The sequence below is a fragment of the Streptomyces sp. NPDC045899 genome (assembly GCF_056431485.1).
The window spans coordinates 100,070-125,078 of record NZ_JBWKKP010000025.1 but is presented as its reverse complement, the minus strand read 5'-3'; the positions used below and the strand labels follow the sequence as shown (position 1 = coordinate 125,078).

Below are 25,009 nucleotides of genomic sequence, written 5' to 3'. Positions count from 1 at the left end.
CCGACCAGCACCACGATGAGGATCTTCCCGGCCTCGCTGGTGATCCCCAGCAGCAGCGAGACCAGCACCCCCGCACCGGCCATCTGCGCCAGCAGATAGAAGATCGACACCACGATCGTGGAGACACCCGCGGCGGTCCGCACCGGGCGCTGGCGCATGCGGTAGGCCAGGACATCACCCATGGTGTAGCGGCCGGAGTTGCGCAGGGGTTCGGCGACCAGCAGCAGCGCGACCAGCCAGGCGACGAGGAAGCCGATGGAGTACAGGAAACCGTCGTAACCGGCCAGCGCGATGGCTCCGGCGATACCCAGGAAGGACGCGGCGGACATGTAGTCCCCGGAGATCGCCAGACCGTTCTGGAAACCGGAGAACTGGCGCCCGCCGGCGTAGAAGTCGTTGGCGTCCTTGGTCTGACGGCCCGCCCACACCGTGATGGCCAGCGTGGCCAGGACGAACACGGTGAACAACGTGATGATCAGAGGCCGGTTGTCCGAGGTGCTCCCGGCGGCCAGCAGGTGACCCGCGGTGCTCATACCTCACCCTCCATCCGGGCCTTGATGGCCTCCGCCCGCGGATCCAGCTTCGCCGCGGCGTGCCGGGAGTACCACCAGGCGATCAGGAACGTGGTCAGGAACTGGGCCAGCCCGAAGACCAGCGCCACATTGATGTTGCCCACGACCTTGGTCGACATGAAGCCATCGGCATAGTTCGACAACAGCACGTACAGCAGGTACCAGGTGACGAACGCGACGGTCAGCGGAAACGCGAACGAGCGGTGGGCACCGCGCAGTTCGCCGAACTCCGCACTCGCCTGCACCTCGGCATAGGACGGGTGATCTTGTCGCAGTTGATCGCCGGGACGATCGCTGGCCGGTGCGGTATCCACGGTCACTCCTGGTGGGGACGGGTACGGCGGCATAGGTGATCCAGATCACGCATGGTAGGCCGCGCCCGGGCCATCCGACAGGGTCCGGTTGATTGAAAGACGGAGAAGATTGATTGAAAGCCGTAGAAGATGCCCCCGGAGCCATCGGCTCCGGGTACTGTGGCGGGTTTTCTTCCGGAATGCATTGATGGCCGGGCTTGATCAGCGATAGCTTCCTTCGTCATGTACCCGCCCAGCGCATCATCCGCGCCGGGGCGGTCCGTACGGATGATGTGGAGACCCCATGGCTCATCTGAGATCGGCTCCTCCCAGACCCGGGCGGCGGGCCGGACAGCGCCCGTCGCCGTCGCACCACCGCATCCGCACCACCTCCCTCCACGGCCTCGTCCCCGGCCTCGCGGCGCACCGGGGCACCGAGGCGACGCGCCCGGGGCACCGGGCCGCGGCCCGGACCCGGCACCACCGCGTCCCCCGGGTGGCGCGCTGAACGCGCGCCCGCGACACCGGTCCGGAAATGCTGACGACCCGGCCCGGTCCGCCCGTCCCTCCCGTCACGTCCACTCACAGAGAACCGGAGTACCCATGACGTCGCGCCGCTCCTCCCTGCCGCTGCGCACCGCCGCGATACCCGCCGCGATGGCCCTCACCACCGCGCTGGCCTTCCTCCCGGCCACCGCCAACGCCCTCGGGCGGGACGGCAACGCCCCCGCCGCGGCTCCGGCCGCCGCTGACGGCCCGTCGATGAGCTACGTCGTCAACACCCGTACGGGGCACAAGGACGCGGGACGCGTCCACAAGGCCATCGCCCGCGCCGGTGGCACCGTGGTGGTCTCGTACGACCGCATCGGCGTGATCGTCGTCCACTCCGCCAACCCGGACTTCGCCAAGACCATCCGCACGGTCCGCGGGGTCACCTCGGCCGGTGCCACCCGCACCGCGCCGCTGACCGCGCAGTCCACCACCGACGTGGGCACCCCGCAGGTGCTGAGCAAGCAGGAGGAGAAGGCCGCGGCGGCCAAGGCCACGGCGGGTCAGGACCCGCTGGAGCCGCTCCAGTGGGACCTCCCGGCCATCAAGGCGGACAAGGCGCACGAGAAGAGCCTGGGCAGCCCCAAGGTGACCGTCGGCGTCATCGACACCGGAGTGGACGACACCCACCCCGACCTCGCACCCAACTTCGACCGCAAGGCTTCGGTCAACTGTGTGGGCGGCAAGCCCGACACGTCCGACGGCGCCTGGCGGCCGAGCGCGGAGGAGAGCCCGCACGGCACCCATGTCGCCGGTGAGATCGCCGCGGCGAAGAACGGCGTCGGGGTCACCGGTGTCGCCCCGGGTGTGAAGGTCTCGGGCATCAAGGTGTCCACCACCGCCGGGTTCTTCTACACCGAGGCCGTGGTCTGCGGGTTCGTCTGGGCCGCCGAGCACGGCGTGGACGTCACCAACAACAGCTATTACACCGACCCGTGGTACTTCAACTGCACCACCGACCCGGACCAGAAGGCGCTGGTCGACGCCATCACCCGGGCCACCCGCTACGCCGAGCGCAAGGGCGTGGTCAACGTGGCCGCGGCGGGCAACGAGAACTACGACCTCAGCGCGGACTCCATCACCGACCCCTCCAGCCCGAACGACACCACCCCCGGTGACCGCGAGGTGGACCCGAGCGTCTGCCTGGACATCCCGACCCAGCTGCCGGGTGTGGTCACCGTGGCGTCGACCGGCGCCAAGGGGCTGAAGTCCTCGTTCTCCAACTACGGTCTGGGAGTCGTGGACATCGCCGCCCCGGGCGGCGACAGCACCGCGTACCAGAAGCCCGCGCCCCCGGCCACCAGCGGTCTGATCTACAACACGCTGCCCGGCGGCAAGTACGGCTACATGGCGGGCACCTCGATGGCCTCCCCGCACGTCGCGGGGGTCGCGGCGCTCATCAAGAGCACCCACCCGAAGGCCTCGGCGCAAGCGGTGAAGTCGCTCCTGGCGCGCCAGGCCGATGACACCGCCTGCCCGAACCCGTACGACATCGACGGCGACGGCACGGCCGACGCGGTGTGCGAGGGCGACGCGCGGTACAACGGCTTCTACGGCGCGGGCATCGCCGACGCCCTGGACGCCGTCGAGAAGTGACGGACTGACCGCGGATCCCCGTACGGGCCGCCGGTGCGCTCAAGCCCCGGCGGCCCGTGTGCGCTCCGGGCCGGGCCCGGCCGCGGCGGGCGGGGCGGCCACCGGAGCGGGCTCAGCGGGGACGGCGGTCCCGGGGGCGGCGGTCCCGGGGGTCCAGCCGGGGCCGCGGAAGACCCGGCCCGCGCGCTCGCGCCAGTCCGCGGCCGCGGCGACGTCGCGCGCGATGGCCGCGTACTCGTGGGTGGCCACCCGGAGCGGGTTGTAGGTGTCGATGTTCTTCGTCAGCCCGTAGACCGGCCGTTCCGTCTCCGGTGCGAAGGACCCGAAGAGCCGGTCCCAGACGATGAGGATCCCGGCGAAGTTGCGGTCCAGGTAGCCCCCTTGGGAGGCGTGGTGGACCCGGTGGTGGGAGGGGGTGTTGAAGACCAGCTCGACCGGGCGGGGCAGGGTTCCGATCCGCTCGGTGTGGATCCAGAACTGGTAGACGAGGCTGGCCGAGGAGCAGAACGCCACGGCCGCCGGATGCACCCCGAGCGCGATGAGCGGGAGGTAGAACACCCAGCCCGTCCAGGAGGTCCACGGCTGCCGCAGCGCGGTGCTGAGGTTGAACTTGCGGCTGGAGTGGTGCACCACATGGCAGGCCCACAGGATGCGGATGACGTGGTGTCCGCGGTGCAGCCAGTAGTAGAGGAAGTCCTGCGCGAGCAGCATCAGCGGCAGCGTCCACCACAGCACCGGCACGCGCAGCGGGGTGAGTTCATGGGCCGCGGCATAGACCGCCACAATCGGGATCTTCCACACCAGATCGAAGAAGAGGCTGCCGAGTCCCATGGTGACGCTGGTCGCGGCGTCCTTGGCCGCGTACCCCTCCGCGTCCTCGTCGGGGTGCAGCCGGCAGGCCACCATCTCCACGACGGTGAGCAGGACGAAGGCGGGGATCGACCACAGCACGGCGTTGGGCAGATGCGGCATATGCGCAACATAGGACCGTCGCAACCCCAGCACCAGAGGAGAGTTACCAACTAGTACACTGGTGTGTCCGGGTGTGGTGTCCGCGCCCGTCCGCCCGACGGGCCGTCAACCCGGGTACGTGGCCCGGCCGTACCGGGGCGTTGGTCGGAGGTGTCGGCAGCGGCCCGTATCCTCATGGACCATGCTCGAAGACCCCACGGAAGCCGCACCGCAGCTCGCTCCGGACTCGTCGTGGCCGCCCGGTTATCCGCAGGGGTACGCGGTCGTCGACGTCGAGACCACCGGGCTCGCCCGGGACGACCGGATCGTGTCGGCCGCGGTCTACCGGCTCGACGCCCGGGGCACGGTGGAGGACCACTGGTACACCCTGGTCAATCCGCAGCGCGATCCCGGTCCGGTGTGGATCCACGGGCTGACGCGGGAGGTGCTGGCGGACGCGCCGCTCTTCCCCGATATCGCCGGGGCGCTCGCCGAGCGGCTGGACGGCCGGGTCCTGGTCGCGCACAACGCCGTCTTCGACTGGTCGATGCTGGCCCGTGAGTACGCCCGCGCCGGCAGCGCGGCGCCGGTGCGCCAGCGGCTGTGCACCATCGCGCTCTCCAAGGAGCTCGGGCTGCCGCTGCCCAACCACAAGCTGGAGTCGCTGGCGGCGCACTACGGAGTGGTGCAGGAGCGCGCCCACCACGCGCTGGACGACGCCCGGGTGCTCGCCGAGGCGTTCCGGCCGAGTCTCCGCAAGGCGGCCGCGGCCGGGCTGCGGCTGCCCCTGCTGGCCTGTCAGCCGCTGACCGAGTGGTCCGACGGACCGTCGGGCGGGATCGGCCGCCAGCGTTCGTACCGGCCGACGAGCTGGCGCCCCAGCCGCAAGCGGCCCGCCTGCCCGTACCCCAACCCGGGGCGCTACGAACCGGGCGGCACGCTGGTGCAGGGGATGCGGGTGGCGTTCTCCGGGGACACCTCGGTCGACCGCGAACTGCTGGAGGACCGGGCCGTGGACGCCGGACTGCACGTGGCCACCAGCGTGTCCCGGCTCACCAGCCTGCTGGTCACCAATGATCCGGAGTCGCCCACCTCCAAGACCGTCAAGGCGCGCTCCTTCGGCACGCCGGTCATCGACGAGGCGGCCTTCATGCAGCTCCTCCAGGACGTCACTCCCGCACCGCCGACAAACAGGTGAAGTCGGCGCGACGCGCCCGCCCGCCGCTCGCCCACCGTCGCGCTCGCGCCGCACGCTGTGGCGCATGGCACGTTGTGAGGTCTGCGGAAACGACTACGGCATGACGTTCGAGGTGCACGCGCAGGGCGCCGTCCACGTCTTCGACTGCTTCTCCTGCGCCATCCACCGCATGGCACCCGTCTGCGAGCACTGCCGCTGCCAGATCATCGGGCAGGGCGTCGAGGCGGACGGCAACTTCTACTGCGGTGCGCACTGCGCCCGCGCGGAGGGGAAGGTGGGCATCGTCGACCACGTCTGAGGCCCGCCCGCACCGGACCGCGATCCGGACGGGCGGCGGTCCGAACCGGGCCACCTGCGTGGATTGTCATCCGGCGCCCCCACCGGCCGGGGGACAATCCACGCCGAGTAGTGTCAAGGGCGTGTACCGCTTTCTGTTGACCCGGCAGTGGGTGATCCTCACGCTGGTAGGGCTCGTGCTGATCCCCACCATGGTCCGGCTGGGATTCTGGCAGCTCCACCGCCATGAGCACCGGGTCGCGCAGAACCATCTGATCGGGGACAGCCTGAAGGCCCCCGCGGTGCCCGTCACCGAGCTCACCTCCCCCGGCCGCGACGTCCCCCGCGACGACACCTGGCGCACCGTGCGGGCCACCGGCACCTACGACACCGCCCACGAGGTCGTGGTCCGCCAGCGCACCGGCTCCGACGAGCAGTCCATCGGCTACTTCGTCCTCACCCCGCTGACCCTCCCCGGGGGGAAGTCCGTCCTGGTCAACCGCGGCTGGATCCCGGCGGGCACCGACCTCACCCGGTACCCCGAGGTCCCCGCCGCACCCTCGGGCGAGGTCACCGTCACCGGCCGGCTCAAGGCCGACGAGACCACCGGCAACAGCGGGATCAAGGACAAGCGGGGGCTGCCCGACCGGCAGGTCAGCCTGATCAACAGCGAGCGGCAGGCCGAGCGGCTGTCCCGGCCGGTGCTGGGCGGCTACATCGAGCTGACCTCGTCCTCCCCCAAGGGCGGCAAGCGGCCCGAGCCGGTGGCCGCGCCGGACCACAGCAGCATCGGCCCGCACATGGCGTACGCCATCCAGTGGTGGCTGTTCGCGGCCGGGGTGCCCGTCGGCTGGTTCGTACTGGTCCGCCGCGAGCGCAAGGACCGCGCCGCCGAGAGCGCACCCGCCGCCCAGGAGAAGGTCCCGGCCGCCGCGGGTGCGGAGTAGCTTTCCGCTTCCCGGGAAGATGCCCGGTGTGTCTCACCGCATCGACGACTACGCCCTCATCGGGGATCACCAGACCGCCGCCCTGGTCGGCCGCGACGGCTCGATCGACTGGCTCTGCCTGCCCCGCTTCGACTCGGCCGCCTGTTTCGCCGCACTCCTGGGCGACCAGGACAACGGCCACTGGCGGCTGGCCCCCCGGGACGCGGGCGACTGCACCCGCCGGAGCTACATCGAGGACTCGCTCGTCCTGGAGACGGTCTGGGAGACCGCCTCCGGCACCGTCAAGGTGATCGACTTCATGCCGCAGCGCGACCGGGCGCCCGATGTGGTCCGCATCGTCGAGGGCGTCTCCGGCAGTGTCGAGATGCGGGGCGTGCTCCGGCTGCGCTTCGACTACGGCCATGTGATCCCCTGGATGCGCCGTGATGACGGCCACCGGATCGCCGTCGCCGGACCCGACTCGGTCTGGCTGCGCTCGGAGCCGGAGGTGCACACCTACGGCAAGGACTTCAGCACCCGCTCGGAGTTCACCGTCTCGGCCGGGGAGAAGGTGGCCTTCGTCCTCACCTGGCACCCTTCCCACGAGCCGCGGCCACGGCTCATCGACCCGCACGACGCACTGCGCTCCAGCCTCGAGGACTGGCGTACCTGGGCCGCCCGGTGCACCTACCGGGGGCCGTACCGGGACGCGGTGATGCGCTCCCTGGTCACACTCAAGGCGCTCACCTACGCGCCCACCGGCGGGATCGTCGCCGCCCCCACCACCTCGCTGCCGGAGCACCTGGGCGGGGTGCGCAACTGGGACTACCGCTACTGCTGGCTGCGGGACTCCACCCTCACCCTGAACGCGCTGCTGTCCGCCGGATACCGCGACGAGGCCGTCGCCTGGCGGGACTGGCTGCTGCGGGCGGTCGCGGGCGACCCCGCCGAGCTCCAGATCATGTACGGGCTCGGGGGCGAGCGGCGCATACATGAGCACGAGCTCGACTGGCTGGAGGGGTTCGGGCACTCCGCCCCGGTCCGGGTGGGCAACGGCGCGGTGGCGCAGCGCCAGCTCGACGTCTACGGCGAGGTCCTGGACACCCTGCATCTGGCGCGGGTCTCCGGACTGCCCTCCGAACCGCACGCCTGGCGGATGCAGAGCGCGCTGATGGACTTCCTGGAGTCCGCCTGGCGGGACCCCGACGAGGGGCTGTGGGAGGTGCGCGGACCGCGCCGCCACTTCGTCCACTCCAAGGTGATGGCCTGGGTCGCGGCCGACCGTGCGGTGCGTGCCGTCGAGGCCCATCCCGAGCTGAGCGGGGACGCCGACCGCTGGCGGGCGATGCGGGACGCGGTCCACCGCGAGGTCTGCGAGCAGGGCTACGACCCCGCGCGCTCGACCTTCACCCAGTCCTACGGCTCCGCCGAGCTGGACGCGGCCACGCTGCTCATCCCCCGGGTGGGCTTCCTGCCCGCCACCGACCCCCGGGTCCTCGGCACCATCGACGCGGTCCGCCGGGAGCTGTCCGAGGACGGTCTGATCCGCCGCTACACCGCCGACGGGGATGCCGGGGGCGACGGGGACGGGAACGTCGACGGGCTGCCCGGCCGCGAGGGCGCCTTCCTCGCCTGTTCGTTCTGGCTCGCCGACGCGCTCCAGCTCGCCGGCCGCCGCAAGGATGCCCGCGCCCTCTTCGAGCGGCTGCTCGACCTGCGCAACGACGTCGGGCTGCTGGCCGAGGAGTACGACCCGGCCTCCGGCACGCTGCTGGGCAACTTCCCCCAGGCGTTCAGCCATATCGGCCTGGTCGACACGGCCCTTACCCTCGCCGCGGACACCACGGCAGACTGACCCCATGGATCTTGGACTCAAAGACCGGGTGTACCTCGTCACCGGAGCCACCCGCGGGCTGGGCCTGGCCACCGCCCGTGAGCTGATCGCCGACGGCGCCAGGGTGGTCCTCACCGGACGTGACGCGGACACCGCGTCCGCCATCGCCGCCGAGCTGGGGCCCGGGGCCGTCGGGGTGAGCGCCGACAACGCCGACCCCGGCTCCGCCGAGCGGCTCATCGCCACCGCCCGCGAGCGCTTCGGCCGCTTCGACGGAGTGCTGATCAGCGTGGGCGGCCCGCCGGCCGGGCCGACCGCCGACATCACCGACGCCCAGTGGCAGACCGCCTTCGAGTCGGTCTTCCTCGGCGCCGTCCGGCTGGCGCGCACTGCCGTCCCGGAGCTCTCCCCGGGCGGGGTGATCGGCTTCGTGCTGTCGGGGTCGGTACGGCAGCCGATCCCCGGCCTGACCGTCTCCAACGGGCTGCGGCCGGGGCTGGCCGGGTTCGCCAAATCGCTCTCGCTGGAGGTCGGACCGCTGGGCATCCGGGTCGTCGGCCTGCTCCCCGGCCGGATCGACACCGACCGGGTGCGGGAGCTGGACGGTCTCTCGGGCGACGCGGACGCGGCGCGCGAGCGGAACGCCGCAGCGATCCCGCTGCGGCGGTACGGAACCCCCGAGGAGTTCGGCAGGACGGCCGCGTTCCTGCTCTCCCCCGCGGCGTCCTACGTCAACGGCGTGATGATCCCGGTGGACGGCGGCGCCCTCCAGGGCATCTGAACGCCGCCGGCCCGGCGGGCAGCCGGGACGGAACCCGGCCCCGCCGGTGGCGGGTGCCGCACAGGCAGGGCCTCGGCCGGGAGACGCTCCAACCCGGCCGACCCGCGCACGTGCTACAGGGGCTCCGGCCCGCAACCGCTCAGCGGCCCAGCCTCCGGACGGCGGGCCCGCGCGCCTGCGGGCGGGAGGCGCTCCACCGGCTCCAACTCCGGGGCGCCGGGCGCGGGCCTCCCGCTCCACCCGATGCCACGAGCCCACAGCCGGGCAGCGGTCCCATCCCGCCGAGCCGCGCGGCTACAGCGCCCGCTCCGCCCGGTGGCGGGTGCCGCGCAGGCGGACTTCGGCCGGGAGGCGATCCAGGCCGGCCGAGGCGCGCGCGTGCTCCAGGGCTTCGGTCCGCAGTCGGTCCAGCGTCACCACCGGCTCCGCCCGTGGTTCCAGGACCAGGTCGACGCGGGCCTCCGGGGTGGTGCGGCGCCTGCCGCGGAGGAGGACATCGGCGCGTTCGACGCCCTCCAGCGCCTCCGCCTCGGCCGTCAGCGCCGCTTCCAGCGCCCGGCCGCGCAGCAGGGCGCCTTCGCCGTCGCCGGTCTCCACCAGCACTTCGGCCAGTCTGCGGCGGCGGAGCTGGGCCAGCACCCACCACACCGCGAGCAGCACCACCAGGGCGAGCACCCCGATGACCAGGGGCCACCACCACGAGGCGTCACGCCAGTGGGTGCGCTCCTCCCGGCTCAGCACCACATCGCCCCGTCCGTCGGACGGCGGCCATCCGGTCAGCGCCAGTACGCCCACGGCCAGCAGGACCACCCCGACCGACGCCAGCAGCACCCGGTTGACGATCCGCAGCATCACCGGTCACCCCTTCGCCGGTCGCCGGACCCGTACGGTCAGCCCCGGGTGGCGGGCGAGGCCCAGCTGCCGGATGCCCTCGCCGAGCACCGTGACCAGATCCGCGCGTACCTCGTCCAGGTCGCGGAAGTGGGCCTGGGCGCGGGCCCGGACGCGGTGGCGGCCGACCGAGACGCGTACCGAGCGCACCCCGGACACCTCCATCGCCCGGTCGCGCAGCACCAGACCGGCGGCGCCGCGGTCGATCCCGGCCCGGATGCCTTCGGTCTCCCGCATCGGCAGCAGCCCGCGCAGCCCCGGTGTCACCGCCAGCACCACCATCCCCACGCCCAGTACGACCAGGGCGACGGCCACGCCCACGACCCAGCCGTCGTCGAGGGTCCGGGTGGCGAGCTGGTCGGCGAGCCAGCCCCGCCACTGCATGGCCGTCCGGCCCGCACGCACCGCCGCCACGTCGTACAGCAGCAGCCCGGCCGCGGCGACGACGGCCAGCGCGACCAGGGCGGCCGGGACCCGGCGCGCGGACCAGAACCGTCCGGGGCGCCCGTGCTCACCGCCGTTCCCGCCGCCGGACTCCGGTTCGTATGCCGCCATCGATGCGGACTGCCGCACCTCACGCTCCGCGTTCATCGCACCCTCCCCCGCTCCGCGCGGTCCAGCAGGGGCGAACGCAGCCGCTCCACCGTCACCGCCACCTCGGGCACCTCCATACCCGCCAATGTGCCGAGCCGTTTCCTGACCTGGCGGCGCACCGCGCCGCACTGGGCGCCCAGGTCCGACGGATAGCCCAGCTCGACGGCGACCCGTACCCGCGCGACCCGCTCATGCACCGCGACGACCGCGTGCGGCGGACGGACGTCGGGGCACTCCAGTGCCTCCCGCGCCGCCTGCGAGGCGATCTTCGCGACCACGCGGTCCGCGATCCGTGTCGCGCCGCGCTCCCCGGGTTCGACCACGACGCCGCCTCACCGGTGCCGTTCGCCGCGGCCGCGGGAACGGAAGAACTCGCCCGGCTCCAGGTCCCCGTCCAGGAACCGGCCCGCGACGAATCCCACGAACCCGAGTGCGGCCACCAGCAGAAAGGCTCCGAATCCGCCGAAGTACCCGGCGAAGGCCAGCGCCATCCCCGCGATCATCCCGACCACGGCCATGCTCATCGTGTGCTCCCCTACTGGAGCCGACCGGAGCCGTCACCGGCCTACTGGAGCCTGGGCTCCGTCGATTCCTCTACTTCGTCCGGCAACTTCACATCGCTGACCGCGATGTTGACCTCGACCACCTCGAGTCCCGTCATCCGCTCGACCGCGGAGATCACGTTCTCCCGCACGGCACGGGCGACATCGGCGATCGAGACGCCGTAATCCACCACGATCTCCAGGTCGAGGGCGGTCTGCACCTCGCCCACCTCGGCCTTCACCCCGCGGGTGACCGACCTTCCGCCTCCGGGCACCCGGTCCCGTACGACCCCGAAGGTCCGTGCGAAACCGCCGCCCATGTCATGGACCCCGACCACATCGCGGGCCGCCATTCCGGCGATCTTCTCCACGACGCCGTCGGCGATGGTGGTACGCCCGCGGGAGCCCGGATCGCCCCCGCCGCGCCGGGTGGGGACGGCACTGCCGCCCGGCGTCCTGGGCGTGGCGGCGGAGGGCTCGGTGGCGGGGTTCTCGGGTCGGTTCCGTGGTGCGGTCTCGGACATCACCGGTCATCCCTTCCGAGGAGAAGAGTTCCGGGGCGGGAGCCGTGCCGCGGCCCGGCTCGCGCCTCTACTGCCACAGTAAAGGCGCTTTCCCCGAACCGCGCCGGAGATGCGGCACTCGCGCGAACAGCCGCCGGAAAGTATCCGCGCACACCGGATCTGCGGCAGGCTGAACGCAGTGGCACACAGGGCGTCACACAGGCCGTGAGGAGTGATGGCGGTGGTCACGGGCCAGCTCGCACACGCGGTTCGGCAACAGCTCCGGCTCGGGCGGCTGCTGCCCCTGGGCGGACCGGAGGACGGTACGTGGCTGACCGAGCAGGCCGCGGAGGGGGTGCTGCGGCGGGCCGCCGCCGAGGTGCCCGGGGTCCGGCTGGACGGACTGCGGATCGGCCCGGCCGACCCGGACGCGGTGGGGTCGTCCGCCGTACCGGCGCCGCCGAGCGCCCTGCCGCCGGTTCCGCTGCGGATCGGCGCGGAGTGCGGGGCGACCGTGGACGAACCGCTGCCGGTGACGGCGGACCGGCTGCGGAACGCCCTGCTCGGGGCGGTCACGGAGCGGCTCGGCCTGACGGTCGACGCGGTGGACCTGCGGGTCACCCAGGTGCTGGACGGGCCCCCGCCGCCGCTGTCAGCGCCCGAGGAACCGGGCGCACGGCCGTCGGTGACACCGGAGGCGACCGGCAGCCGTGAGGCGGCGGCCGCCGCGGCCGCGCGGGCGGTGCCCGGGGTGACACGGCTGGCGCCGGTGCTGGGATCCTCGCGCGGGGTGCACGCCGACGGGGCGCATCTGCGGCTGGAGCTGGCGGTGGCGGCCGATCACCATGCGCTGGACGTGGCCCGGCGGGTACGGACGGCGGTGACGGAGGCGGTTCCGCGACCGGTGACGGTGGCCGTGCTGATCAGCGCGGTGGACGTGATCGCCTAGGCCCTGTCCTGCAGATCTTCGTGGGCCCGCGGGGCCGCGCGGTGCGCCGCGCGGGCTCAGGGACGGGCCTCGGTGCGCAGCCCCTCCACGGCGCGCTCCAGCTCCGACACCCGGTCGGCCAGTTCGGCCGCCGCGGGGGCCTCCGCGCCGCGCAGCAGCATCTCGGTGCTGGCCAGCTGTTCCGCGATGGTGACGAACCGGTCCTCCGAGGGGGTGACCCGGTCACCGATCAGCCGTCGCCGCAGCTGCTGGGCCTGCGCCTCCAGCTGGCGGTTCTTGCGGTGCAGCTCCAGGAAGACATTGACCTTCGTGCGCAGCAGCCACGGGTCGAAGGGTTTGGTGAGGAAGTCGGCGGCGCCGATCGCATAGCCGCGGTAGGCGTAGTCGGAGTCGGCGTCGGTCCCGGTCAGCAGGATGATCGGGACGTCCTTGGTCTGGTCGAGCCGTTTGATGTTGGCGGCGGTCTCGAAGCCGTCCATCCCCGGCATCAGGACATCGAGGAGCACCACCGCGAAGTCCTGCCGCAGCATCGCCTTCAGCGCCTCCTCACCGGAGTGGGCGCGGACCAGCTGCTGATCGAGCGGGCCGAGGACCGCCTCCAGCGCGATCAGGTTCTCCTCCATGTCGTCGACGATCAGGATGCCGGCCTTGTCCGAGGCGCTGGTGGTCATGACTCCCCCTGCCTCGGCCGGGGCGGCCCGGTCTCGCCGAGCCCGCTCCCGTCCGGTCCGTTCCCGGCCTCGTCCTCGATCTCGATCTCTATCTCGCCCTCGATCCCGTCCCCGATGTCACCGTCGATGGTGTCGTCGAGCCCGCCCTCGATGTCGTCGTCGAGGGTGCCGCCGAGCTCGTCCGCCGCCACGATCAGCTCCTCGGCCCCGTCCCGTGACCGGCCCTCGGCCATGTCCGTGACGGCGCCTCCCCCGGGGTCGAGCAGATCGACGATGGCCGACATCAGCCGGTCGACGTCGACGGGTTTGGGCACATAGCCGTTGGCGCCGCTGTCGATGGCCTTCTCCCGGTCACCGGGCATGGCCTTGGCGGTGAGGGCGATGATGGGCAGTTCGGCGAGCCGGGGGGTGCTGCGGATGGCGCGGATGGTCTCGTAGCCGTCCATCTCCGGCATCATCACGTCCATCAGGACCAGCGAGACGTCCGGGTTGCGGTGCAGCACCTCCAGGCCCTCGCGGCCGTTCTCCGCGTACTTCACCGACATCCCGACCCGGCCCAGGACATGGGTGAGCGCGAAGACATTCCGGATGTCGTCGTCGACGATGAGGATGCGGCGTCCGCTCAGCACCCGGCCGGGCCTGCCGACCTGCCACTCCTTGAGCCGGGTGGTCTCGGGCCAGGCCTCCTCCCGGTCCTCGGCCGTATCCGGGCCCAGTCCGGCGCCGTCTCCGAAGACACCGCTCGGGGCGTGGTCGGCGGTGTCCGGCAGCGGTTCGTCGGGGGCGGGCGGCACCGCCGGGACGGTGGAGCCGGTGGCCCTCGGGTCCGAGGGGTCGGGGGCCGGGACGACACCGGTGTAGTGGGAGGGGATGTAGAGGGTGAAGCAGGAGCCGACGCCGAGTTCGCTCTCGGCCACGATCCGGCCGCCGAGCATCCCGGCGATCTCCCGGCTGATGGACAGTCCGAGGCCGGTACCGCCGTACTTGCGGCTGGTGGTGCCGTCGGACTGCTGGAACGCCTCGAAGATCACGGGCAGTTTCTCCGGCGGGATGCCGATTCCGGTGTCGGTGACGGAGAAGGCGACGACGGCGTCGGCGTCCCGCAGCGTCTCCTCCTCGAACTCGGCTCCGGGCGACCGTTCGACGCGCAGGGTGACCCCGCCGGAGGAGGTGAACTTCAGTGCGTTGGAGAGCAGGTTGCGCAGGATCTGCTGGAGCCGCTGCTCATCGGAGAACATCTCGCGCGGTACGTCCTCGCCGACGGCGATCTCGAAGGACAGCCCGCGGTCGATGGCGAGCGGCCGGAAGGTGGCGTTGACGTAGTCGAGCAGCTTGACCAGCGGCAGCTTCTTGGGGCGGACGTCCATCCGGCCCGCCTCGATCTTCGACAGGTCCAGGATGTCGTTGATCAGCTGGAGCAGATCGGAACCGGAGCGGTGGATGGTGGTGGCGAACTGCACCTCCTGGGAGGAGAGCCGCCCCTCGGCGTTGTCGGCCAGCAGCCGGGCCAGGATCAGCAGCGAGTTCAGCGGGGTGCGCAGCTCGTGCGACATGTTCGCCAGGAACTCGGACTTGTACTGCGAGGCGGTGGCCAGCAGCGCGGCCTTCTCCTCCAGCTCCGCGTTGGAGCGCTGGAGCTCGTTGGACCGCTGGCGCAGCTCGGTGGTGAGCCGCTGCGATTCGGACAGCAGCGACTCGGTGCGGGCGTTGGCGATGATGGTGTTGATCGATACGCCGATGGTGTTCACGAACTGGTCGATGAAGGCGAGGTGGACCTCGCTGAACCGGCTGAAGGAGGCGAGCTCGATCACTCCGAGCACCTGGTCCTCGTAGAGGATCGGCAGGATGACCACACTGGCCGGGAGGGCCGATCCCAGACCGGAGTTGATGGTGATGTAGTCCGGCGGGACGTTGTTGATGAGGATGCGCTTCTTCTCCAGGGCCGCCTGGGCGACCAGGCCCCGGCCGGGGGTGCCGGTCTGCGGCAGCGGGCCGTTGTCCTGGTTGGTGCCGTATCCGGCGATCAGCTCCAGGTCCTCACCGGGTGAGGCGCCGGCGGCGCTCAGGAAGAACGCCCCGAACTGTGCGTTCACCAGCGGGGTCAGCTCGCGCAGGATCAGGTCGGCGACCTCCACCAGATCGCGGTGGCCCTGCATCAGGGAGGCGATACGGGCGAGGTTGGACTCCAGCCAGTCCTTGGCGCGGGTGGTCTCACGGAGGTTGGCGACCATCAGGTTGACGTTGTTCTTCAGCTCGGCGACCTCGCCCTGGGCCTCGACCGAGATGGAGCCGGACAGATCGCCCTGGGCGACGGAGGAGGCGACCTCGGCGATAGCGCGCACCTGGGTGGTGAGGTTGAGGGCGAGTTCATTGACGCCGGTGGTCAGCCGCTTCCAGGTGCCGTAGACCGCCTCGACCCGGGCCTGACCGCCCAGTCGTCCCTCACTGCCGACCTCCCGGGCCACGCGGGTGACCTCGGAGGAGAACGCGGAGAGGGTGTCGACCATCGTGTTGATGGTGGTCTTCAGCTCCAGGATCTCGCCGCGCGCGTCCACGTCGATCTTCTTGGACAGATCGCCCTGGGCGACCGCGGTGGCCACCTGGGCGATATTGCGGACCTGGGAGGTCAGGTTCCCGGCCATGAAGTTCACGTTGTCGGTGAGGTCCTTCCAGACCCCGGAGACGCCGGGGACCTGGGCCCGGCCGCCGAGTTCGCCCTCGGTGCCGACGTCACGGGCCACCCGGGTCACCTCGTCGGCGAAGGCACGCAGCTGCTGGACCATCGTGTTGACGGTGTCCTTCAGCTCCAGGATCTCGCCGCGGGCGTCCACGGTGATCTTCTTGGACAGATCGCCGTTGGCCACCGCCGTGGTCACCTGGGCGATATTGCGGACCTGGGAGGTCAGGTTCAGGGCCATGAAGTTGACGTTGTCGGTCAGTTCCTTCCAGACCCCGGAGATACCGCGCACCTGGGCCTGACCGCCCAGGTTGCCCTCGGTGCCCACCTCGCGGGCCACCCGGGTCACCTCGTCGGCGAAGGACGAGAGCCGGTCCACCATGGTGTTGATCGTCGACTTCAGCTCCAGGATCTCGCCCTTGGCCTCCACCGTGATCGTCTTGCTGAGGTCGCCCTCGGCCACCGCGGTGGCGACCTGGGCGATGTTGCGGACCTGGGAGGTCAGGTTGTCCGCCATGAAGTTCACGTTCTGGGTGAGGTCCTTCCAGACCCCGGAGACCCCGCGCACCTGCGCCCGGCCGCCGAGCTGGCCCTCGGTGCCCACCTCACGGGCCACCCGCGTCACCTCGTCGGCGAAGGCGGAGAGCTGGTCGACCATGGTGTTGATCGTCGACTTCAGCTGGAGGATCTCGCCCCGGGCGTCCACGGTGATCTTCTGGGAGAGGTCACCGTTGGCGACGGCGGTGGTCACCTGGGCGATATTGCGGACCTGGGAGGTCAGGTTGGACGCCATGAAGTTCACGTTGTCGGTGAGGTCCTTCCAGACCCCGGAGACACCCCGCACCTGCGCCCGGCCGCCGAGCTCGCCCTCGGTGCCCACCTCACGGGCCACCCGCGTCACCTCGTCGGCGAAGGCGCGCAACTGGTCGACCATGGTGTTCACGGTGAGTTTCAGCTCGAGGAGCTCACCGGTGGCCTCGACGGTCACCTGCTGGGTGAGGTCGCCGCGCGCGACCGCCGTGGTGACCACGGCGATGTCGCGGACCTGGGCGGTCAGCCGGGAGGCCATGGTGTTGACGGCCTCGGTCACATCGCGCCAGTCGCCGGAGAGCCCCTGGACCTTCGCCCGGCCGCCGAGGCGGCCCTCGGTGCCCACCTCGCGGGCGATCCGGGTGAGCTCGCCGGTGAACAGCGAGAGCTGGTCCACGGTGCGGTTCACGCCCCGGCCAAGGCGGCGCAGATCGCCGCGGAGCTGGCGGTTGCCGTCGTGCAGATCGACCCGCTGGGTCAGATCGCCCGCGGCGACCGCGTCCAGTACCCGGGTGGCGTTGGAGACCGGTCCGACCAACGCGTCCACCAGCTGGTTCGCCGCGTCCACACTGGCCGTCCAGGCGCCCTGGCCGGGGCTGGCACCGATCCGTTCGTCCAGCCGTCCCTGGCGCAGCACCTCACGGCGCACCCGCTGGAGCTCATCGGCCAGATGGGCGTTGCGCAGGACCAGTTGGTTGAACACGCCGGCCATCTCGCCGAGGACACCCGCGCCCGAACCGTCCATACGGACGGTGAAGTCTCCGTCACACAGGGCATGCATGGCCGCCAGGAGGCATCGCAACTCGGCCGAGCACACGGCCTCCTGGCCCCGCTCCAGCCCGGCCGGAGGGGCAGGTCCCGGGCGTTCCGTCGCGGAGCGCCGGGCAGCGTGCGTATCGGTGGGGATCGGGTCGAGTGCCATGGCGTCGCCCCTTGATGATCATTTCATATCCCTACGTCTGTCATAATATGGCACCTAGATGGCCTAATCCGCCCAAATACCCAGGAGCCGCACGTGGGAGCCTTGCTTCCTCTCTCGCGTGAGTCCGTCTCGCGGACGACGCTGCCTGGAAGTGTGCGCGCTCCCGGTGCCGCCAGAGTCTTCGTCCGGACCACGCTGACCGGGGCGGACACCACGGAGACGCTGGGCACGGCCACGCTCGGTGTACGGCTGGTGGACGACGCGGTCCTGCTGGTGAGCGAACTGGTCACCAACGCCGTTCTGCACGCGGGCACCCGGGTCGAGATCGTCTGCCGTCTCCAGGCCGGGCACGGGCCGGCCGAGCCCGCCCGGCCCACCGCCCCGGCGGAGCCGGCCGCCCCCGAGGACGAGCCGCTCCGCCCCGGCATCGTGGTGGAGGTGACCGATCTCCACCCCGCCAGCGCGGTGTACGGCGGACCGGAGGCCCAGCGCCGGGGCCGCGGACGGGGGCTCCAGCTGATCGGGGCGCTCGCCGAGTCCTGGGGGGTGACCTACCACCGCACCCGGAAGACGGTGTGGTTCCGACTGGACGCCGAGGAGGAGGAGCCCGAGCTCCACGCCGTCCCCACCAGCGCGCTCGGCCGTGAGCTGCGGTTCGCCGAGACCCTGGCCCCCTCCCCGCTGCGCGGGCGCCGTGACTCCACCGCCGAATGGGTCGACCGCGGCGGACCGTCGTTCCTGGCCGAGGCCAGTGAGCTGCTGACCGGACAGCTCGACGAGAACATGGTCGCCGCCCTGGCCGGACAGCTGCTGGTGCCCCGGCTGGCCGACTGGTGCGCGGTCTGGCTGACCACCGAGTCCGGAGGGCTGGAGCTGGCCCGGGTCTGGCACACCGACGAGCGCCGTATCGACGCGCTGCGCGTGGTCCTGGAGGGGCATCCGCCGCCCAGCGGGCTGGGCACCGCGGGCACCCCCTGGCCCTGGCCGCAGATCGCCGACACCCATGGCACGGGCGGCTCCGCACTGGCCTTCCCGCTGATCGCCCACGGCCGCAGCCACGGGGTGCTGCTGCTCGGCCGGGCGGGCGTGGCCCAGATGACCGAGGGCGTGGTGCGGCTGTCCGAGGACGTGTCACGGCGAGTGGCACAGGCCGTGGCCACCGCCCGGCAGTACACCCGGCAGGCGACCATCAGCAGGGCGCTGCAGCGCCGCCAGCTGCCCACCTCACTGGCCCATATCCCGGGGATCGACACCGCGATCGTCTACGAACCGCATGGCGAGGGCCAGACCGTCGGCGGCGACTTCTACGACCTGTTCCCGATGGGCGACCGCTGCTGGTGCTTCCTGCTCGGCGATGTGCAGGGCAGCGACCCGGAGGCCATGTCGGTCACCGGTCTGGCCCGCCATCTGGTCCGGCTGCTGGCCCGGGAGGGCCATGGCGTGGAATCGGTGCTCGGCCGGCTGAACCAGGCACTGCTGGAGGAGGCCACCGAGGCCGTGGCGATCGGCGGGGAGCAGGCCAGGCCACGCTTCCTGAGCCTGCTCTACGGGGAGCTGGAGCCCGACGCGGACGGCGGCGGGATCGCCCGCTGCACCCTGGCAAGCGCCGGACATCCGCTGCCGCTGCGGCTGACCGCGGACGGTGCGGTGAGCCCGGCGGCCACGCCCCAGATGCTGCTGGGCATCGACGAGAATCCCGGCTTCCACGCCGACACCCTCGACCTGGCACCGGGTGAGACGTTGCTGTGCGTCACCGACGGGGTGACCGAGCGGCGGAACGGCAATCGCCAGCTCGACGACGACGACGGCCTCGCCGACATCCTGCGCGGCTGTGTGGGACTGGGCGCCAAGGCGGTCGCGGAGCGGATACGGCGGGCCACGCATGAGTTCAGCGCCGAGCCGATCGACGACGATCTCGCGGTGCTGGTGCTGGAGGCGGTGCCCCCGGTGACGGTGGATCTGCTGCGGGAGCCGTGAGGGGCGGCTCCGGGCCCGGCCGGGTCGGTCCGGCCGGGCCCGTCATACCGGCCGGGTCAGTCCGTCACACCCGCGAGCTCCCGCAGCCGGCGGGCCTGGGCGGCGCGCTCGGCGGTGCGCTGCTCCTCGTAGGTCCGGCCCCCGGCACCGCGCAGCAGCGCCTTGGTCTCGATCACGGCGCCCCGGTCCGCGGCGAGCAGCGCCGCCGCGAGGTCCGAGACCGCGCCGTCCAGTTCGGCGGCGGGCACGACGAGATTGGCGAGACCGGTGCGCTCGGCCTCATCGGCGTGGACGAACCGCCCGGTGGCACAGATCTCCAGCGCACGGGCATAGCCCACCAGGCTCACCAGCGGATGGGTGCCGGTGAGGTCGGGAACCAGCCCGAGGCTGGTCTCACGCATGGCGAACTGCACATCCTCGGCGCACACCCGCAGATCGCAGGCGAGCGCCAGCTGGAACCCGGCGCCGATGGCATGGCCCTGTACGGCGGCGATGGAGATGATGTCGTTCCTCCGCCACCAGGTGAAAGCGTCCTGGTACTCGGCGATGGTGGCGTCCAGCTCGGCGTCCGAACCGCGCGCCATGTCGATGAACGACGGCTCGCCGTCGAAGCCCTCGGGCGTGAAGGCCTGACGGTCCAGACCCGCCGAGAAGCTCTTGCCCTCGGCACGCAGCACCACCACCCGCACACTGCCCGGCAGCAGCCGTCCCGCCTCGGCCAGGGTCCGCCACATCGCGGGCGACTGGGCGTTGCGCTTGGCCGGACGGGACAGGGTCACCGTGGCGACCGCATCATCGACGGTGAGCTGAACGCCGTCCTTGTCGAGCAGGGTCACAGGAAGCCTCCGGTCGGCCGCAGTCAGTACAAGTGACTGCACAGTAACCACCCGGCCGGACCGCCGGTCAACCGGGTGGTACTGCCATACCTGCCGGTGACGACGTGATACGGGATCAGGCCGATTGGGCCTTCTTGCCCCGTGTCGCGCCTCCACGACCACGTAGGGAGACACCTGATTCGCTGAGCATCCGGTGAACGAATCCATAGGAACGGCCGGTCTCCTCGGCCAGCGCCCGGATGCTCGCACCGGAGTCGTACTTCTTCTTCAGGTCTGCCGCGAGCTTTTCGCGCGCGGCGCCGGTCACCCGGCTGCCCTTCTTCAGAGTCTCGGCCACCCGTGCCTCCTCATGGGAAGTGCGCTCTGGACTCTCATGATCACCCCTACACGGCTTCCTGGCCACCCATTCGGCAAGGTCCGTAGAGGAAGGATTCCCTGAAATCGCGCCGCGACGGCCTTCAGAAGACAGGATTCCCACGCCGTTCGCCCTGACACTCCTTCGCGTTTACCGGAGAACGGGCAGGTCAGGGCATATGTGCAGGAGGTCGGACCCATACCGGCCGGCGCACGGCACGCATCGCGCGCCGCACTGTGGCGGCGCGCCGCGATACCAGCCGTTCTCACTCAGATGATGGATCACACCTAGGCCGAATGATCTACAGGAAGTGGATCAGAACGGATCAATCGGACTTCGCTCCGGGGCGGGCGCGAGCGGCCCACCGGGGTGATCCGGGCGCCGCCCCGGCGGTCAGGCGAGCGCGACCAGATCCGCGTAGTCCTCGCCCCACAGGTCCTCGACACCGTCCGGCAGCAGGATGATCCGCTCCGGCTGGAGCGCGTCGACCGCGCCCTCGTCATGGGTCACCAGCACCACCGCGCCGGTGAAGGTGCGCAGCGCGCCGAGGATCTCCTCGCGGCTGGCCGGGTCGAGGTTGTTGGTGGGCTCGTCGAGGAGCAGCACATTGGCCGAGGAGACCACCAGGGTGGCCAGCGCGAGCCGGGTCTTCTCACCGCCGGAGAGCACCCCGGCGGGCTTGTCCACGTCGTCGCCGGAGAACAGGAAGGACCCCAGGGTCTTGCGGATGTCCACCAGGTCGAGGTCGGGGGCGGCCGAGCGCATGTTCTCCAGGACGGTGCGGTCCGGGTCGAGCGTCTCGTGCTCCTGCGCGTAGTAGCCCAGCTTCAGCCCGTGGCCCGGGGCCACCTGGCCGGTGTCCGGCTTCTCCACCCCGGCCAGCAGCCGCAGCAGAGTGGTCTTGCCCGCGCCGTTCAGGCCCAGGATGACCACGCGGGACCCCTTGTCCACGGCCAGGTCCACATCGGTGAAGATCTCCAGCGAGCCGTACGACTTCGACAGGCCCTCGGCCGACAGCGGGGTCTTGCCGCACGGGGCCGGGTCCGGGAAGCGCAGCTTGGCGACCTTGTCGGACTGGCGCACATCGTCCAGACCGGCCAGCAGCCGCTCGGCGCGGCGGGCCATGTTCTGCGCGGCCACGGTCTTGGTGGCCTTGGCGCGCATCTTGTCCGCCTGCGAGTTGAGCGCGGCGGCCTTCTTCTCGGCGTTGGCCCGCTCGCGCTTGCGGCGCTTCTCGTCGGCTTCCCGCTGGGCCTGGTAGAGCTTCCAGCCCATGTTGTAGATGTCGATCACCGAGCGGTTGGCATCCAGGTAGAAGACCTTGTTGACGACCGTCTCGACCAGGTCGACATCGTGGGAGATCACCACGAAGCCGCCGCTGTAGGTCTTCAGGTAGTCGCGCAGCCAGACGATGGAGTCGGCGTCGAGGTGGTTGGTCGGCTCGTCCAGGAGCAGCACATCGGAGTCCGAGAAGAGGATCCGGGCCAGCTCGACACGGCGCCGCTGACCGCCGGAGAGGGTGTGCAGCGGCTGGCCGAGCACCCGGTCGGGCAGCCCGAGGCTGGCGGCGATGGTCGCGGCCTCCGCCTCGGCGGCGTAACCGCCCTTGGTGAGGAACTCGGTCTCCAGGCGCTCGTACTTCTTCATCGCGCGCTCGCGGGTGGCGCCCTGGCCGTTCGCCATCCGGTCCTCGTTCTCTCGCATCTTGCGCAGGACGGAGTCCAGCTCGCGGGCGGAGAGGATGCGGTCGCGGGCGAGGACGTCGAGGTCGCCGGTGCGGGGGTCCTGCGGGAGGTAGCCGACCTGGCCGGAACGGGCGATGGTGCCCCCGGCCGGGATGCCCTCACCGGCCAGACACTTGGTGAGGGTGGTCTTGCCCGCTCCGTTACGGCCGACCAGACCGATGCGGTCGCCCTTGGCGATGCGGAAGGTGGCTGACTCGATGAGAACGCGGGCGCCGGCACGCAATTCGACGCCGGAGGCGGTGATCACGGGAATTACTCCTGGGCAGGACGGGGCGGCGGACGGGACGGACGAGGGTGCTCCGACGCCGTCTAATGCACGAGGAGAATTGCCATGCGGCTAGCTTAGCGGGGCGGGCAAGTCGTTTTTCCCGCGGCTTTCCCGCCGCGGCGGCCCCGTTCTCCCCCGGTGAGGGCCCCTGCGGGGCGACGGCCACCGGCTTTGCGGCGGGCCGTGGCGCGGCCGGCCCCGCGCTCCGGTGCCAGACTGTGGAGCAGATCACATCAGATCGGACAAGGTCGTCTCCGCGGAAGAGGTGAGTGATCGCCATGAGCGCCAGCCCGGGAGCCGGTCCGGCCATCTGTCCCACCCTGCTCTACCGCGATGCCGGGGCGGCCATCGCACTGCTCACCGAGGGTTTCGGCTTCACGAGGGTCGCGGTGTACGAAGACGTCGCGGGGGTGGTCCAGCACGCCGAGCTGGCGTACGGGAACGGGGTGGTGATGCTCGGCTCCGCGAACCGCGAGGGCGTCTTCGCCCGCGCCATGGCGGACGCGGGCCCCACCGGGGTCTATGTGGCCGTGGACGATGTGGACGCCCATCACCGGCGGGCCGCGGAGTACGGCGTGGAGATCCTGATGCCGCCCACCGACCAGGACTACGGCGCCCGGGACTATCTGGCGCGGGACCCCGAGGGCAACGTCTGGAGCTTCGGCAGCTACGTCCCCGCGACGGCCGGGTAGCCGCCCGGCCCGGGCGGCCGGCCCGGGCGGCCGCGCCGCGTCCGTCAGACGCCGCCGGTGTGCACCTGGAAGGCCGCCCGCCGTACCGCCTTGGCGAGCGCCGGGTCCGGATGGGCGGCGGCCAGCGCCACCAGCACCTGCACGGTGCGGGGGTGGCCCACCGCCCGCACCTCGGCCAGCAGCGCGGGCACCGTGCCCTGCACCGCGGAGTCCAGATGGCGGACCAGCAGCGGGCTCTCACCGTGGTCGGAGATGGCCGCGGCGGTGTCCACCCACAGCCAGGTGGCCTCCTCGCGGGTGAGCGCGTCGAGCGCGTCCTCGGGGTCGGCGCCCTCGTGCTCGGCCAGCCACAGCAGGGCGTACGGCCGCAGGCAGGACTCCTCGACGGCGTCCCGCACCGACGGCTCGGCCGGCGCCCCGACCACGCGCAGTGCCTCGAAGGCGAGTCCGCGCAGCAGCGCGTCGTCCCCGCGGGCCGCGTCGAGCAGTTCGATGACGGCGCTGCCCACCGGCCGGGCGGCCAGCCAGGCCCGGTACTCGGCCCGGGCCGGACCGGGGGTGAGCCCGGCGCAGCCGCGCAGCATGTCGGGGGCGGGCTGTTCGATGTTGCCCGCGGGACTCTGGGCGGCCACGCAGATCTGCTCCAGCTTGACCCACACCGCCCAGTTGCCCAGCGCGGTGAGCACGGCCTCGCGGGGGTCGTCCGCCGCCCCGTCGCCATGGCCGACGGTGAGCGCCCCGACGGAGGCGAGGGCGTCCAGGGCCCAGTCGAGCAGCCGCCGCAGCGCGTCCTCGGCCGCGTCCGCCGCCTCGGTCGACTCGGCCGCACCTGCCGCACCGGCTCCGGCGGACGTGCGGGCGGGTTCGCCGGTCCGTGCGCCGTCGTGCTCCTGGGGCACCTCACAGCGCTCGGTGCGCAGTTCGGCCACCCGCTGCCGGAGCATGTCCAGCAGCGCGGCCACCGGCACCGGCCCGGCCGAGAGCTGGAGCAGGGAGAGCAACTGCGGCACGGCCTCCACGACCTCGGCCACGGCCGTGGGTTCCGCGGTGGCCGGGGCGGGGCTCACCAGGGACCACGCGTCCAGCAGCGCGACCCAGCCGCGCAGCACCGCGCTGTCGTCCCGGTGCCATGCCTTGAGCCGCCAGCCGAGCCGGGCGGCACCGCCGTGGATCTCCACCAGACCGACCAGCCGGGCCCGGTCCCAGTCGGCCCGTACCTCCTCGGGGGTCAGCCCCAGCGCCGCCGCGGCACCGGCCGCGGCCTCGTCGGAGAGCGCGCCGGGCGCGCCGTGCTGGGCCGCCGCCCAGTGGGCCATCTCGACGGCACCGGCCAGTCCCGACCGGGCCTGCCGGGCCAGCTCCGCGGGCGGCGGGGTGCCCTCGGGCGGACGGGGCGCCGGACGGGAGCCGCGGTGCGACGCGGGCCTGCGGTCGGTGGCCACCGGCCGCTGGCGGACGAGTCGGAGCCGGGAGTCGCGCGGAGTACGGGACGTCACGGGAGCAGTTTCGCCGCTGACGGCCCGAAAGCCCAATCGGCACCCGTCCGGCGGTCGCCTCCGGCGCGGGGAACGCGCGTTCCGCGCACCGCGCGAGCGCGGCCG

23 protein-coding genes are annotated in these 25,009 nt (G+C 71.9%); 9 read left to right on the top strand and 14 right to left on the bottom strand.

Annotation, left to right across the window (positions count from 1 at the left end):
• A partial coding sequence (locus tag AC07FT_RS29600; protein WP_479179006.1) for a solute symporter family protein occupies nucleotides 1–533 on the bottom strand: 533 nt, incomplete at its 3' end.
• Nucleotides 530–886, bottom strand: coding sequence for a DUF485 domain-containing protein (locus AC07FT_RS29595; protein ID WP_479179005.1), 357 nt, complete (start codon nucleotides 884–886; stop codon nucleotides 530–532). The genes AC07FT_RS29595 and AC07FT_RS29600, both read right to left, overlap by 4 nt.
• A gap of 582 nt (nucleotides 887–1,468) precedes the next feature.
• Between AC07FT_RS29595 and AC07FT_RS29590 the strand changes: the two genes are divergently transcribed.
• Nucleotides 1,469–3,010 carry a S8 family peptidase gene (locus AC07FT_RS29590; protein ID WP_479179004.1) on the top strand — a complete coding sequence of 514 codons (1,542 nt, stop codon included), beginning with the start codon at nucleotides 1,469–1,471 and terminating at the stop codon, nucleotides 3,008–3,010.
• Nucleotides 3,011–3,049: 39 nt separating this feature from the next.
• Here the strand turns inward: AC07FT_RS29590 and AC07FT_RS29585 are convergent, their stop codons facing one another.
• Nucleotides 3,050–3,982, bottom strand: a complete 933-nt coding sequence (locus tag AC07FT_RS29585) for a sterol desaturase family protein (RefSeq protein WP_479179003.1) — start codon at nucleotides 3,980–3,982, stop codon at nucleotides 3,050–3,052.
• A 181-nt stretch (nucleotides 3,983–4,163) separates the two neighbouring features.
• Between AC07FT_RS29585 and AC07FT_RS29580 the strand changes: the two genes are divergently transcribed.
• The 5 genes from AC07FT_RS29580 (at nucleotide 4,164) to AC07FT_RS29560 (ending at nucleotide 8,976) form a co-directional block, all read left to right on the top strand.
• On the top strand, nucleotides 4,164–5,159 hold the full coding sequence (locus tag AC07FT_RS29580) for a DEDDh family exonuclease (RefSeq protein ID WP_479179002.1): 996 nt from the start codon (nucleotides 4,164–4,166) through the stop codon (nucleotides 5,157–5,159).
• 64 nt (nucleotides 5,160–5,223) lie between these two features.
• Nucleotides 5,224–5,457, top strand: coding sequence for a hypothetical protein (locus AC07FT_RS29575; protein WP_362435395.1), 234 nt, complete (start codon nucleotides 5,224–5,226; stop codon nucleotides 5,455–5,457).
• Between the two features lie 121 nt (nucleotides 5,458–5,578).
• Nucleotides 5,579–6,382, top strand: a complete 804-nt coding sequence (locus tag AC07FT_RS29570; protein ID WP_471202186.1) for an SURF1 family cytochrome oxidase biogenesis protein — start codon at nucleotides 5,579–5,581, stop codon at nucleotides 6,380–6,382.
• Nucleotides 6,383–6,410: 28 nt separating this feature from the next.
• Nucleotides 6,411–8,216 carry a glycoside hydrolase family 15 protein gene (locus AC07FT_RS29565; protein WP_479179000.1) on the top strand — a complete coding sequence of 602 codons (1,806 nt, stop codon included), beginning with the start codon at nucleotides 6,411–6,413 and terminating at the stop codon, nucleotides 8,214–8,216.
• Between the two features lie 4 nt (nucleotides 8,217–8,220).
• On the top strand, nucleotides 8,221–8,976 hold the full coding sequence (locus tag AC07FT_RS29560; protein WP_479178999.1) for an SDR family oxidoreductase: 756 nt from the start codon (nucleotides 8,221–8,223) through the stop codon (nucleotides 8,974–8,976).
• A gap of 294 nt (nucleotides 8,977–9,270) precedes the next feature.
• Here AC07FT_RS29560 and amaP read toward each other — a convergent pair whose 3' ends face one another.
• The 5 genes from amaP to AC07FT_RS29535 are packed head-to-tail and all read right to left on the bottom strand — an operon-like array spanning nucleotide 9,271 to nucleotide 11,527.
• Nucleotides 9,271–9,828, bottom strand: coding sequence for an alkaline shock response membrane anchor protein AmaP (gene amaP, locus AC07FT_RS29555; RefSeq protein ID WP_479179011.1), 558 nt, complete (start codon nucleotides 9,826–9,828; stop codon nucleotides 9,271–9,273).
• 6 nt (nucleotides 9,829–9,834) lie between these two features.
• The gene (locus AC07FT_RS29550) at nucleotides 9,835–10,458 is read right to left on the bottom strand and encodes a DUF6286 domain-containing protein (protein ID WP_479178998.1); all 624 of its coding nucleotides are present in this window, start codon (nucleotides 10,456–10,458) and stop codon (nucleotides 9,835–9,837) included.
• Nucleotides 10,455–10,784, bottom strand: a complete 330-nt coding sequence (locus AC07FT_RS29545) for an Asp23/Gls24 family envelope stress response protein (RefSeq protein WP_471202196.1) — start codon at nucleotides 10,782–10,784, stop codon at nucleotides 10,455–10,457. The genes AC07FT_RS29550 and AC07FT_RS29545 overlap by 4 nt, the downstream gene beginning before the upstream one ends.
• 9 nt (nucleotides 10,785–10,793) lie before the next feature.
• Nucleotides 10,794–10,985, bottom strand: coding sequence for a hypothetical protein (locus AC07FT_RS29540; RefSeq protein WP_176183659.1), 192 nt, complete (start codon nucleotides 10,983–10,985; stop codon nucleotides 10,794–10,796).
• 41 nt (nucleotides 10,986–11,026) lie between these two features.
• Nucleotides 11,027–11,527 (bottom strand): Asp23/Gls24 family envelope stress response protein, encoded by a 501-nt coding sequence (locus tag AC07FT_RS29535; RefSeq protein ID WP_254751956.1) that lies wholly within the window; start codon nucleotides 11,525–11,527, stop codon nucleotides 11,027–11,029.
• Nucleotides 11,528–11,741: 214 nt separating this feature from the next.
• On the opposite strand from AC07FT_RS29535, the gene AC07FT_RS29530 reads away from it, so the two are divergent.
• Nucleotides 11,742–12,455 carry a hypothetical protein gene (locus tag AC07FT_RS29530; protein WP_479178996.1) on the top strand — a complete coding sequence of 238 codons (714 nt, stop codon included), beginning with the start codon at nucleotides 11,742–11,744 and terminating at the stop codon, nucleotides 12,453–12,455.
• Between the two features lie 56 nt (nucleotides 12,456–12,511).
• On the opposite strand, the gene AC07FT_RS29525 is transcribed toward AC07FT_RS29530, so the two are convergent.
• A complete protein-coding gene (locus AC07FT_RS29525; RefSeq protein WP_471202200.1) occupies nucleotides 12,512–13,126 on the bottom strand; it encodes a response regulator in 615 nt (204 codons plus the stop codon).
• Nucleotides 13,123–17,394 carry a HAMP domain-containing protein gene (locus tag AC07FT_RS29520; protein WP_479178994.1) on the bottom strand — a complete coding sequence of 1,424 codons (4,272 nt, stop codon included), beginning with the start codon at nucleotides 17,392–17,394 and terminating at the stop codon, nucleotides 13,123–13,125. The genes AC07FT_RS29525 and AC07FT_RS29520 overlap by 4 nt, the downstream gene beginning before the upstream one ends.
• 234 nt (nucleotides 17,395–17,628) lie before the next feature.
• Here AC07FT_RS29520 and AC07FT_RS29515 point away from each other — a divergent pair, with 234 nt between their 5' ends.
• Entirely contained in the window at nucleotides 17,629–19,512 is a 1,884-nt protein-coding gene (locus AC07FT_RS29515) for a SpoIIE family protein phosphatase (protein ID WP_479178993.1), read from the top strand.
• 56 nt (nucleotides 19,513–19,568) lie between these two features.
• Here the strand turns inward: AC07FT_RS29515 and AC07FT_RS29510 are convergent, their stop codons facing one another.
• The 3 genes from AC07FT_RS29510 to AC07FT_RS29500 form a co-directional block, all read right to left on the bottom strand.
• Nucleotides 19,569–20,348, bottom strand: coding sequence for an enoyl-CoA hydratase/isomerase family protein (locus AC07FT_RS29510; protein WP_479178992.1), 780 nt, complete (start codon nucleotides 20,346–20,348; stop codon nucleotides 19,569–19,571).
• Between the two features lie 115 nt (nucleotides 20,349–20,463).
• Nucleotides 20,464–20,685 carry a helix-turn-helix domain-containing protein gene (locus AC07FT_RS29505; protein ID WP_176183654.1) on the bottom strand — a complete coding sequence of 74 codons (222 nt, stop codon included), beginning with the start codon at nucleotides 20,683–20,685 and terminating at the stop codon, nucleotides 20,464–20,466.
• 411 nt (nucleotides 20,686–21,096) lie between these two features.
• A complete protein-coding gene (locus tag AC07FT_RS29500) occupies nucleotides 21,097–22,695 on the bottom strand; it encodes an ABC-F family ATP-binding cassette domain-containing protein (protein WP_431773185.1) in 1,599 nt (532 codons plus the stop codon).
• A gap of 299 nt (nucleotides 22,696–22,994) precedes the next feature.
• Here AC07FT_RS29500 and AC07FT_RS29495 point away from each other — a divergent pair, with 299 nt between their 5' ends.
• Nucleotides 22,995–23,408 carry a VOC family protein gene (locus AC07FT_RS29495; protein ID WP_479178990.1) on the top strand — a complete coding sequence of 138 codons (414 nt, stop codon included), beginning with the start codon at nucleotides 22,995–22,997 and terminating at the stop codon, nucleotides 23,406–23,408.
• A 44-nt stretch (nucleotides 23,409–23,452) separates the two neighbouring features.
• Here AC07FT_RS29495 and AC07FT_RS29490 read toward each other — a convergent pair whose 3' ends face one another.
• A complete protein-coding gene (locus AC07FT_RS29490; RefSeq protein ID WP_479178988.1) occupies nucleotides 23,453–24,904 on the bottom strand; it encodes a hypothetical protein in 1,452 nt (483 codons plus the stop codon).
• Between the last annotated feature and the right edge of the window lie 105 nt (nucleotides 24,905–25,009).